The following is a 12,636-nucleotide window of genomic DNA, read 5'->3' on the forward strand; positions in this document are numbered from 1 at the left end:
TCATTTGTATCAGGTGTGGGGCTACTATTTTTACTATCTTATTTTTTGAAGATTGTCAAGTAGGACTTCTGTAGCCACTTTCCACGCTTCTGTCATGCGAATTCGGGGGAGTTTTGGTATAATGGGCATTAGAATGACGAGGTGAGAAAAGATGAAAAAAATCTTGATTGTAGATGATGAGAAGCCGATTTCAGATATTATCAAATTTAATATGACACGAGAAGGGTATGAAGTGGTGACGGCTTTTGATGGTCGGGAAGCCTTGGCGGTATTTGAAGCCGAATTTCCAGATATCGTGATTTTGGATTTGATGCTGCCAGAGATTGATGGGCTGGAAGTAGCGCGGACCATTCGCAAGACCAGCAATGTGCCGATTTTGATGCTCTCTGCCAAAGATAGTGAATTTGACAAGGTCATCGGTCTTGAGATTGGAGCAGATGACTACGTGACCAAGCCCTTCTCTAATCGGGAATTGCAAGCGCGGGTCAGGGCCCTGTTGCGCCGCAGTGAGTTGTCTGAAACCCAGATTGATATGGAAACCACTGGAACGCCTGAGTTGACCATTCGAGATTTGGTTATTCTTCCAGATGCCTTTGTGGCTAAAAAGCATGGCAAGGAGTTGGAGTTGACCCATCGTGAATTTGAGTTGCTCCACCATTTGTCTAAGCACTTGGGACAGGTCATGACGCGAGAGCATTTGTTGGAAACCGTGTGGGGATATGACTACTTCGGAGATGTGCGGACGGTGGATGTGACGGTTCGTCGTCTCCGTGAGAAGATTGAAGATACACCGAGCCGTCCAGAATACATCTTGACACGGCGTGGTGTAGGATATTATATAAAGGGAAATGATTAATCAATTACGGTATTTAATAACGACACCTGAGTTTTGGTTTGTAGTCATCTTGATTGGTTTTGTCATTACATTGACAGTCTTACTGATTGAAAATTACCGGGATAATCAGCAAATCAAAAAACTCAATCAAAAGGTCAAACGGTTAATTGAGCTGGACTACTCCGATGTTCTAGATATGCGCGGTAGCCCTGAAATCACAGAGATGGCGAATTCGCTCAACGATTTGTCTGAGGTGATTCGCCTGACCCATGACCATTTGGAGCAGGAAAAGACGCGTCTATCCTCCATTCTTGCCTATATGAGTGATGGGGTGATGGCGGCAGACCGCATGGGGCGGGTCATCATGGTCAATGAAACTGCCCAAAAGCAGTTGGGGCTTGCTTCTAAAACGGCTGAGCAGCGGGATTTGTTGGAAATTCTAGGCATTCGTGAGGAGTACAGTTTTCGGGATTTGCTAGCGCAGACGCCTGAAATCGTCATCGAACACGATAATGAAAATGGTGAATTTCTGACCTTGCGGGCCAATTTTGCGACCATTCGTAGCGAAAGTGGCTTGATTTCAGGACTCGTTGTTGTCTTGCATGATATGACCGAGCAGGCAAAGGAAGAGCGGGAGCGGCGCTTGTTTGTTTCAAACGTCAGCCACGAATTGCGGACCCCGCTGACTTCGGTCAAATCCTATCTGGAAGCCCTTGATGATGGCGCCTTGACCGAATCAGTCGCACCGAGCTTTGTCAAGGTGTCGCTCGATGAGACCAACCGCATGATGCGGATGATTTCAGATTTGTTGAGCCTGTCACGCATTGACAATCAGGTTAGTTCAGCGGATGTGGAGTTGATTAACTTTACAGCCTTTGTGACCTTTATCTTAAACCGCTTTGATCAGATGAAGAGTCAGCAGGAAAACGGTAAGGAATATACCATTGTCCGTGATTACCAGATTACACCGATTTGGATTGAGATTGATACGGATAAGATGACGCAAGTCATGGATAATATTTTAAATAACGCCATTAAGTATTCACCAGACGGTGGGAAAATCACCTTTAGCATGAAAACGACAGATACTCAGTTGGTTGTCTCCATTTCTGATGAGGGTTTGGGCATTCCCAAGGCTGATTTACCACGGATTTTTGACCGCTTTTATCGGGTGGATAAGGCCCGTTCACGAGCGCAAGGTGGTACAGGACTTGGTCTTGCCATTGCCAAAGAAATTGTCAAGCAGCATAAGGGCTTTATCTGGGCGAAGAGTGAATATGGACATGGGTCAACCTTCACCATTGTGCTACCATACATTAAAGATATAACAGCTGATGAGTGGGAGGACGCAGAAGAGGAAGAATAGGAGTGTATGGGAGAAAGAGGATTTCGATATAGTATTTTAGCCTCTGGTTCAAGTGGAAATTCCTTTTACTTGGAGACAGAGAAGAAAAAGATTTTAGTAGATGCTGGCTTGTCCGGCAAGAAAATTACGAGTTTATTAGCAGAAATTGATCGCAGACCCGAGGAGTTGGATGCCATTTTAGTGACGCACGAGCATAGTGATCATATCCATGGCATTGGCGTTTTAGCTCGCAAATATGGCATGGACATCTATGCCAATGAGGCAACTTGGCAGGCCATGGAGGGAAAGCTAGGGAAGATTGCCCTTGAGCAAAAGCATATTTTTGAGTTGGGGGTGACCAAGACCTTTGGGGACTTGGATATTGAAAGCTTCGGTGTCAGCCATGATGCGGCTTGTCCACAATTTTATCGCTTTATGAAGGATGATAAGAGCTTTGTCATGCTGACGGATACGGGCTATGTCAGCGATCGTCTAGCAGGGATTATCGAAAATGCTGACGGATACTTGATTGAATCCAACCATGATGTTGAGATTCTGCGGTCAGGTTCCTACTCATGGAATCTCAAGCAGCGCATTTTGTCTGATAAGGGGCACCTTTGTAATGAAGATGGGGCAGATGCCATGATTCGCTCTCTTGGAAATCGCACCAAGAAGATCTATCTAGGCCATCTCAGCAAAGAAAATAATATCAAAGAGCTGGCCCACATGACCATGGTTAATCAGCTAGCCCAAGCTGACTTGGGTGTCGGAATTGATTTTCAAATCTATGATACATCGCCAGACACTGCAACACCCCTCACCACTATTTAAAGCGAAGCGAACCATATAGACTTTGCAAAGTCTGTGTGGTTTTTATTATATTGTCATTTAGGTATAAATTCTTCTAGCTCTAAAGGTAGTATATACTACCTTTAGTTTATAAATAGTGTGTCTGAATAAGTAGTTACCTATCAAACAAGACGCGAGTGAAGCGAGCATTTAAAAGATATTTCCCGATATAGTGGTATCCTAGACAATACTGTTGTTCGTGTCTAGGACGGGATTTTTGAGACCTTTGGCTCAAAAATGTGGGATGAAACTCCGTAGGAGGTTGAAATAGTTCGGGGAACTATTTCAATCGGGAAATAGCAAAAGAGACTAAATGTAAACGAAATGACTGTACCTTTAGAGATTAGGCTGAAAACCTCCACTGGAGCTCTTCACTCGTTGAATTTCCTTTTTTTGCTGTAGCTGTTACGAGCTTGCTCGTTTTACAGATACAGAAGAAATAATCCAGTGGATTGTTTCTTCAAACAGGGTGCACTTTGTGCTTTTTACGCTCTCACATTTTGTGTAATTGAACACGCCCTAAACTCTGTGCGAAAAAAGATAGGCAGCTGTTTCGGCTTTAGCCGATTACAGCTGAGAATCCCCTTGGGGATGGCCCTCCTTGTGTTCATCGAACACTACGTTAGGCTCCTATTTTTCGGTCGCTTTTTTAACGCCCTCGTATCTTGTCTAACTGAGTTCGAGCTAAGCACTGTGTGAAAAAGACAAATCTTCCTAGAGTCTACAAACTCTTCGTCAGATTTCCTATTTTGCCGTAGCTGTTGCAGGCTATGCCTGCTTTACAGATACGGATACTCTTGAGTACACTTTATGCTTTTTACGCTCTCACATCTTGTGTAATTGAACACGTTCTAAACTCTGTCCGAAAATTTCCTATTTTCGCTTTGAGTTTTTTCCACGCCCTCGTATCTTGATATGATATAATAGAGAGGAATTTTCTAGAATGAGGTGCTGAGAGTGACGAAAAAACGACCTTCCCGCAAGGGGCGCGAGGATGCCTTTATTCCTCAACGATTGACTATTTTATTTGCCATTGTCATTGTCCTGTTTTCGGTCTTGATTTCGCGCTTGGCCTATATGCAGATCATCAACAAAGATTTTTACACTGATAAACTCGCCAAAGCCAGTCAAAAAGTGATTACTAATAGCTCCGTTCGTGGACAGATTTATGATGCCAAGGGCCTTGCTTTGGTGGAAAATCAGGTCGAGCAGGTCGCAACCTTTACCCGTTCCAATAAAATGACTGCCCGTCAAATGAAAGAAATTGCAGCTAAACTCTTGCAATGGGTGACCTTGACTGATGTAGATGTCACACCGCGGGAGCGAGCGGATTATTATCTGGCAGACCCAGAAGTTTATGCGGAAGTCGTAAAAACATTACCCAAGGGCCAGCGTTTGGACACAGACGGTAACAGCTTAGATGAAGCGGTCATTTATAACAATGCTGTTGCCAGTTTGACAGAAGAGCAGACGGCTTATCCAGAAGATGAATTAAAGGTCGTAGAACTCTTTTCGCAAATGAATGCTGCTGCCTATTTTGAAACGGTCAATCTCGTTACCGATCCGCTGACAGCTGAGCAGATTGCCATGATTGCCGCAAATGAAGCTGAATTGCCAGGGATTTCTACGGCAAGCAGTTGGAAACGGGTGGTAGCGCCAACCTCGCTTGCTTCCATCATCGGAACCGTCACGACGCAACAGGTAGGTTTGCCAGAAGAAGATGCCAAAGAGTATTTGGCCAAAGGCTATTCGCTCAATGACCGAGTGGGAACAGCCTATCTGGAAAAACAATACGAAGAAGTGTTGCAGGGTCAACGGGAGAAGAAAGAAATCAATCTCGACCGCAATGGGAATGTCGAAAGTATTACGACCATTCAGGAAGGGAACAAGGGAAAAAATGTAAAATTAACGATTGATTTAGCCTTTCAAGACGGAGTCAATGCTATTTTGAAGCGTTATTTTGATAGTGAGCTAGCGACAGGCAGCGCCCGCTATTCAGAAGGGGTCTATGCCGTTGCGCTTGAGCCCGAGACAGGGGCAGTTCTTGCCATGGCAGGCTATAGCCATGATACCAAGACCAATGAAGTCAAGGAAAATGCCTTGGGCACCATCACCAATACCTTTGTACCGGGGTCCATTGTCAAGGGAGCGACCCTGACAGCAGGATGGGAGGAAGGAGTGATTGCAGGCAATCAGGTGCTACTTGACCAGCCGATTCAATTCGCAGGTTCTGCTCCTATTACTTCTTGGTTTACCCTGTATGGCAACCGCAACATTAACGCAGTCGAAGCCCTGCAATATTCCTCCAATACCTATATGGTTCAGATTGCTCTTGACATGCTAGGACAACCCTATGTTCCTGGTATGCTTTTAAAGGAAAATGACTCCCTCAATACTTCTATGGAAAAATTGCGCACGACCTTTGGAGAATACGGTCTCGGTGCACCAACAGGAATTGACCTACCGCTTGAATCAACTGGGTTTATCCCGAAAGAGTATTCAATTGCAAACTATCTGACCAATTCTTTTGGACAGTTTGACAACTATACACCGATGCAGATGGCCCAATATGTAGCTACAGTGGCAAATGGTGGTCGGCGAGTGAGTCCGCATATAGCAGAAGGGATTTATGCCAATAGTGCAGAGGGAGGGCTCGGTGAGAAGATTGAGGCGATTTCTGGAAAAGAGGTGAATCAGGTTAATCTCTCAGCAGAAGAGATGGCGCTTATCCAGCAAGGATTTTACATGGTGGTGAATGGCGGAAGCGGTCTGACGACAGGAAGAGGCATTTCAGAAGGTGCTAGTGTGTCCATCAGTGCCAAGACTGGTACGGCCGAAACTTTTGTCACAACAGAGACAGGACAGGTCTTGAACGCAGTTAATACCAACATTGTTTCTTATGCACCAAGCTCCAATCCTAAAATTGCAGTAGCGGTTATTCTACCGAATTTGACGGACTTAAATTCAGCTACAAGTAAATCCATCACGACAGAGATTATCAATCTCTATCACTCCCTTCACCCGATGAATTAGGAAGAAATAGTTCCGTTTTAGGTGATTCGTTGTAAATCTCCATCTTAAGACCGATGTCAGAACATCTAGTTTGGAGTATACTATAGTCAATCCTAAAATTTTTCATAATCTCCGAAAAGAACCAGCCTTGAAGGCTGGTTCTTTTTTTGCTGGATAAATTCATTTTGTGATATAATGGAGGATAGAAATAGCCTAGAGCTTCTAGCGAATTGAAGGATATAGTCGTTTAGGACTCGCTCCAATAGTCTAGAAGACTGTTGGAGGTTGGAAATAAGACGAGCAATGCTCGTGTCAATGGGCTTTTGTATCTTAGTAATTGAATTCGGGCTAAAAGCTCGGAAAATAGATAGGCAGCTGTCCTCGCTTTAGCTAGTTACAGATGAGAATCCCTTTAGTGGATAGGCAGCTGTTTCGGCTTTAGCCGATTACAGATGAGAATCCCTTTAGTGGATAGATTTCCTTATGAAAAAGCTATCGCAGCTTGGTTAAGGTATAGTTCTATGTTGGCGGTAGCTAGCTGGTTATTCTCTGCATTTCATTTGTGACTAATCTAGCTATCCTCGCCGGGGTCTCACAACGAAGTTGCTAGCTTCAAAGGTATAGTATACCTTTGAAGGTGAGAAATAGGAGTTTGTGGAGCAAACTCTCCTCAATACTTCGGCCGCCTATTTTTCCGTATCTGTAAAGCAGGCTATGCCTGCTTTACAGATACGGATACTCTTGAGTACACTGTGTGCTCTTAACGCCCTCGTATCTTATAATTGAACGCGCCCTAAACCTTAAACCCTGTGCTACCTTTAGGTATAAACGAAATGAATATAGTAGAAAGATAGAAACCAACATTGTTATACCCAACACCCATTGCGAAATTGATTGAGAGTTATACAAAACTCCCCGGAATTGGTATTAAGACAGCGACTCGACTAGCCTTTTATACGATTGGTATGGAAGAAGATGTGGTCAATGAATTTGCCAAAAATCTCCTAGCAGCCAAGCGTGATTTGGCCTATTGTCAAGTTTGTGGCAATCTTGCAGAAGAGGAGACTTGTGCTATCTGCCAAGATCAGACGCGGGACTTGTCTACCATTTTAGTGGTAGAAGATAGCCGTGATGTGTCTGCCATGGAAAATATCCAGGAATACCACGGCTTGTACCATGTTCTCCACGGTCTGATTTCCCCCATGAATGGGGTGGGTCCTGATGACATCAATCTCAAGACCTTGTTGACACGCTTGATGGAAAATGAGGTGACAGAAGTCATCATTGCAACTAATGCAACAGCTGATGGTGAGGCAACTTCTATGTATATTTCAAGAGTGCTAAAACCTGCCGGAATCAAGGTGACTCGTTTGGCGCGGGGACTCGCAGTCGGATCGGACATTGAATACGCAGATGAAGTAACGCTCCTGCGAGCGATTGAAAATCGTACCGAGCTATAGTTCTGTAAAACAAGCATTATCAAGAATTAGTATAGAAAGTTAGGAAACATCCATGTCAAAAGAAACCATTATCCTCCTTTATGGCGGTCGTTCTGCCGAGCGTGAAGTGTCGGTTTTGTCTGCCGAAAGCATTATGCGGGCGATTAACTATGAGAAGTTTTTTGTTAAAACCTACTTTATTGCGCAAAATGGTGATTTTATCAAGACGCAAGAATTTGACAGTACACCATCTGCAGATGAACGCTTGATGACCAACAGTACGATGATGCTGAGCCAACGGATCCGTCCAAGTGATATTTATGAGGGAAATGCGGTGGTATTTCCAGTGCTTCACGGTCCCATGGGAGAGGATGGCTCTATCCAAGGTTTCCTAGAAGTGTTGCGTCTGCCTTATGTAGGGACAAATGTTCTGGCTTCTAGTGTGGCCATGGATAAGATTACAACCAAGCAGGTACTGGCCTCAGAGGGGATTCCCCAAGTAGCATTTGAAACGGTGATAGAGGGCGAAGATGTCGAAGCAAAAATCCATGCAGTAGAAGCCAACTTAGCCTATCCAGTCTTTGTCAAACCAGCCAATATGGGATCAAGTGTCGGGATTTCAAAAGCAGAAAATCAAGCTGAGTTGCGCTCAGCCATTGAGCTTGCCTTCCACTACGATAGTCGTCTCTTGGTGGAGCAGGGAGTCAATGCTCGTGAAATTGAAGTTGGCCTACTAGGCAATGCAGATGTGCAGACAACCCTGCCAGGCGAAGTCGTCAAGGACGTTGCTTTCTATGATTACGACGCTAAATACATTGACAATAAAATTACCATGGCGATTCCAGCGGAAATCCCATCTGCTACTGCGGAGCAGATGCGATCTTACGCAGCTAGTGCCTTCCGTGCAATTGGTGGTTGCGGTCTGTCGCGTTGTGATTTCTTCCTGACAGAAGAAGGAGACATCTTCCTCAACGAGTTAAACACCATGCCCGGCTTTACCCAGTGGTCTATGTACCCTCTCTTGTGGGACAATATGGGTCTTGCCTATCCTGATTTGATTGAAACTTTGGTAACTCTAGCCAAGGAAACCTTTGCCAAACGCGAACAACATTTGATTTAATAGAGTAGAAGATAGAAGTGAGAGGAGTTGGCTTTCTTCCTTTTCCTAGAGTTCTTATTAGAACAGGAAACATTGCGTTCCTCAACAAGATGCTGTCTTAATCACTAAACATATGGTCTAATAAAATAGAATATAAGGAATCGGTTGGAACGAATGGCGCGATTCCGAAATCTCACAGAAAAATTTTCTACGGTTTAGAGCTGCGCTGTTTAACGTTTTCCTATGGTGCTAAACTGCGTTACGTCGTTCAAATGATAAAACTACGAAGGTTGGGTACTTTTGTCCAGCCTCATTTCAGAACGTTGAGAAACCTAAGAACTATTTAAACAAGTGAAACAGCCCTGCTAACGGAAGATTCCATTTGACAATTTTTGCGAGCAGAGCAATCCTCATCAGATACGTTTCGCTGTGGTAAAAGTGGGAGTGTGACAGAAGTCGTGATTTCGTTGAAATCGATTATCCTCGCTTTTTAGTTTCTGGGCTCGGGCTAAAATAATCCACTGGATTATTTTACTCCGCAGGAAGTCGCTACCGTCCGCACCACCTAAGAAAAGTATACAAATAATTTTTTCTTCAATCTGAATGAATGACCGAACGAACGGTCATTCATTTTTTATACCATGAGCAACATTCTTGCAATTTATTCTCATAAGAACTAAAATAGTTCTCATGAGAATTAAAAAGAGAGGATAGGAGGATGTGGTAGTTATTTGAAAGACCGACCTAGTCGTCAATATAGGATAAAAAGAGAAAATATCAGAATGAATTTGTAATGAATAGAAATGAGGATCTATGTTTTTAGCAATTGAAGAAATGCGCCAGAGTAAGCTTCGTTACGGCTTGGTCTTGGGCTTATTGGTATTGATTGCCTACCTCGTCTTTTTCTTGACAGGGCTGGCTTATGGATTGATGCAGCAGAATCGAACAGCGGTTGATAAATGGCAGGCAGATTCGATTTTATTATCATCAGAAGCGAATAAATTGATTACTGCGTCCCACCTAGATATGCAGCTAGCTGATGAGGTGAGTGCAAAGGAAAAGGCTCTTCTCAAGCAGCAAGCAGGTGCGGCTTGGGTAAAGGAGGATGCAGGGTCTGACGACAAGGAAAAAATCACTATTTTTGCCATTGAAAAAGGGACGTTTATAGAGCCGGATATTGTCGAAGGACGTTTGTTTGAACAAGCACACGAGGTGGTAATTGACAAAACCCTCGGTGAGAAAGAAGGATTTGAAATCGGAGAGACCGTTCATCTATCTGTTTTTGATGGGCCAGTGACCATTGTCGGCTATACAGAAAATGCGGCTTTTGGCGTAGCACCTGTTGTCTACATGGACTTTGATGATTTGGATACAACCACGAAGATTCCAGGCCAGGACGATGTCATCTCTATCAGCGGGGTGATTGTTCGTGGTGATGTGACAAGCTATCCTGAAGATGAGTTGGAAAAATTAACAGTAGCTGATTTCATCGAACACTTGCCGGGCTATCAAGCACAAAACTTGACCTTCGCCTTTATGATTGGCTTTTTAGTGGTGATTGCAGCCATTGTGATTGCGATTTTCATCTATGTTTTGACTACTCAGAAGGCGCCGATTTTTGGGTTGATGAAGATTCATGGCTTGTCAAATGGCTTTATTTCAGCTAGCGTTGTGGCACAGACCTTCCTGCTTTCTAGCCTTGGAACGCTCTTAGGTCTCTCGCTAACCTATCTGTCTTCTCTCGCCCTACCAAGTGCTGTACCGTTTGAGAATAACTGGTTCTTCTATGGAGGTGTTAGCCTTGCCTTAGTGGTCTTTGCCCTGCTTGGTGCGAGCTTCTCTGTTCGCTCCATCTTCAAGGTTGACCCCTTACAAAATTTGTCCTAGGAGGAAGAACATGAGTACCTTAGTATTTGAAAATATCAGTAAACAATTCAAGGACGGAGACCAGACGATTACCGCACTCAAGCCCACCAATTTTAGTGTGGAAGCTGGAGAGTTTGTCGCTATTATCGGGCCGTCTGGGTCTGGGAAAAGCACCTTTTTGACCTTGGCTGGAGGACTACAAACGCCGTCAGCAGGCCGCATTACCATCAATCAGGCGGATTATTCAGACCTGCCTGAAAAGAAACGGGCTCAGCTTCGCTACAAGGATATTGGTTTTATTCTACAATCTTCGAATCTGATTCCTTTTTTAACGGTGGAAAAACAGTTGGAATTGGTGGATCGTGTCAACAGACGCTCCAACAAAGAAAAGCAGAAAGAGTTGCTCGCAGACCTAGATGTGGCGCATTTAAAAACCAAGTTTCCCAAAGATTTATCTGGAGGAGAGCGCCAGCGAGTGGCGATTGCTCGCGCCTTATACAATGATCCGGCTCTTATTTTGGCCGATGAGCCGACAGCGAGTTTGGACACGGAACGCGCCTTTGAAGTGGTAGCGCTTCTTGCCAAAGAAAGTAAAGAACGCAACAAGGCTATTATCATGGTTACCCATGATCACCGCATGATTGAGCAGTGTGACAAGGTCTATGAGATGAAAGACGGTGTCTTGACACAGGTTCGATAGGATACTAGTTAAAAAATATGATATAATAAAGAGAGCATAGGCTCTTTTTATTTTGCTTCAAGCTAAAAGATGAAGACTCCCCTAATAGATAAGAGCGTTTTTGGAGAAAAAGATGAGATTAACACTATATGAAGTTGCTCAAGTTGTCGGAGCGAAAAACGATGTGACCATATATGAGAATCAAGCCCTACAAAAGGCAGAATTTGATAGCCGTTTGATAGCAGAAGGTGACCTCTTTATCCCGCTCAAAGGGGCACGAGATGGGCATGAGTTTATTTCCGTGGCTTTTGAAAATGGTTGCGCGGTCACCCTATCAGAAAATAAAGTGCCTGTTCCCCATATCCTAGTGGATGACTGCCTGCTAGCCTTTCAGACCTTGGCCACCTATTACCTAGAGAAAATGCAGGTAGAGGTCATCGCTGTGACGGGTTCAAATGGTAAGACGACCACCAAGGACATGATTCACGATGTTTTGGCCACAACCTTTGCTACCTATAAGACCCAAGGGAATTACAATAATGAAATCGGTCTGCCTTATACGGCGTTGCACATGCCAGATGATACAGAAAAGCTAGTCCTTGAAATGGGGCAGGATCACCTAGGTGACATTCATCTTCTGTCAGAAATCGCAAAACCAAGTTTAGCTGTGGTTACCCTGTTTGGTGAAGCCCATCTGGCATTTTTCGGCTCACGGGAGCAGATTGCCCAAGGGAAATTACAGATTGCAGATGGGATGCCAGAAGGAGCAACCTTATTGGTACCCAATGATCCGATTGCAGCTGCTCATCTGCCTAGCCAACAGCAACTGGTACGCTTTGGTGAGGGAGGGGATTTGCAAGTGACGAGCCTAGTGGAGAGCAAGGACAGTCTGACCTTTCAGGTCAACTTCATGGACGGGGATATTTTCTTACCTATTACAGGCAAGTACAATGCGACCAATGCCATGCTAGCCAGCTATGTGGGTAAATGCTTGGGTGTTTCAGATACAGCGATTAGAGAAGCCCTTGCCAATCTGAAGCTGACCCGCAATCGGACGGAATGGAAAAAAGCAGGAAATGGTGCGGATATATTAAGTGATGTCTACAATGCCAATCCGACAGCCATGCGTCTGATATTAGAAACCTTTTCCACTATTCCCGCAAATGAAAATGGTAAGAAACTAGTTGTGTTAGCGGACATGAAAGAATTGGGAGAGCAATCGGTTGCCCTCCATCAAGAGATGGTTACGAGCCTGTCGCCCGATTGTCTGGACACCCTATTCTTCTACGGACAGGATATTGAAGGCTTGGCCCAATTAGCTGCACAGATGTTCCCAATCGGAAAGGTGTATTTTTTTAGAAAAAATGATGCAGAAGATCAGTTTGAGGAGCTAGTTGCCCGTGTCAAAGCCTGTGTCGAGCCACAAGACCAGATTTTGCTAAAAGGTAGCAATTCCATGCACCTTGACCAGCTGGTCGCAACTTTGGAAGCTATGGCGTAAGAAGTAGCATA

At 44.3% G+C, this 12,636-nt stretch carries 9 protein-coding genes; all 9 read left to right on the forward strand.

What is annotated here, in order from left to right; all coding sequences use genetic code 11:
* Positions 1-151: 151 nt before the first annotated feature.
* The 9 genes from yycF (at position 152) to E4T82_RS00770 (ending at position 12,625) form a co-directional block, all read left to right on the forward strand.
* The gene (gene yycF / locus E4T82_RS00730) at positions 152-856 is read left to right on the forward strand and encodes a response regulator YycF (protein ID WP_135181000.1); all 705 of its coding nucleotides are present in this window, start codon (positions 152-154) and stop codon (positions 854-856) included.
* Positions 849-2,201, forward strand: a complete 1,353-nt coding sequence (vicK, locus tag E4T82_RS00735; RefSeq protein WP_135181001.1) for a cell wall metabolism sensor histidine kinase VicK — start codon at positions 849-851, stop codon at positions 2,199-2,201. Before yycF ends, vicK begins: the two co-directional genes overlap by 8 nt.
* A 6-nt stretch (positions 2,202-2,207) precedes the next feature.
* Complete coding sequence (locus E4T82_RS00740) at positions 2,208-3,011, forward strand: MBL fold metallo-hydrolase (RefSeq protein ID WP_135181002.1); 804 nt, start codon at positions 2,208-2,210, stop codon at positions 3,009-3,011.
* A 975-nt stretch (positions 3,012-3,986) separates the two neighbouring features.
* Positions 3,987-6,062 (forward strand): penicillin-binding protein PBP2B, encoded by a 2,076-nt coding sequence (pbp2b, locus tag E4T82_RS00745; RefSeq protein ID WP_209304568.1) that lies wholly within the window; start codon positions 3,987-3,989, stop codon positions 6,060-6,062.
* A gap of 842 nt (positions 6,063-6,904) precedes the next feature.
* The gene (gene recR, locus E4T82_RS00750; protein ID WP_135181003.1) at positions 6,905-7,501 is read left to right on the forward strand and encodes a recombination mediator RecR; all 597 of its coding nucleotides are present in this window, start codon (positions 6,905-6,907) and stop codon (positions 7,499-7,501) included.
* A 52-nt stretch (positions 7,502-7,553) separates the two neighbouring features.
* Positions 7,554-8,600, forward strand: a complete 1,047-nt coding sequence (locus E4T82_RS00755; RefSeq protein WP_135181004.1) for a D-alanine--D-alanine ligase — start codon at positions 7,554-7,556, stop codon at positions 8,598-8,600.
* Positions 8,601-9,392: 792 nt separating this feature from the next.
* Complete coding sequence (locus E4T82_RS00760) at positions 9,393-10,466, forward strand: FtsX-like permease family protein (protein ID WP_135181005.1); 1,074 nt, start codon at positions 9,393-9,395, stop codon at positions 10,464-10,466.
* A 10-nt stretch (positions 10,467-10,476) separates the two neighbouring features.
* Positions 10,477-11,145, forward strand: coding sequence for an ABC transporter ATP-binding protein (locus tag E4T82_RS00765; RefSeq protein WP_135181006.1), 669 nt, complete (start codon positions 10,477-10,479; stop codon positions 11,143-11,145).
* Between the two features lie 112 nt (positions 11,146-11,257).
* On the forward strand, positions 11,258-12,625 hold the full coding sequence (locus tag E4T82_RS00770) for a UDP-N-acetylmuramoyl-tripeptide--D-alanyl-D-alanine ligase (RefSeq protein ID WP_135181007.1): 1,368 nt from the start codon (positions 11,258-11,260) through the stop codon (positions 12,623-12,625).
* The last annotated feature ends 11 nt before the right edge of the window (positions 12,626-12,636 follow it).

Origin of the sequence: Streptococcus cuniculi (assembly GCF_004570575.1) — a bacterium.
GTDB lineage: Bacteria > Bacillota > Bacilli > Lactobacillales > Streptococcaceae > Streptococcus > Streptococcus cuniculi_A.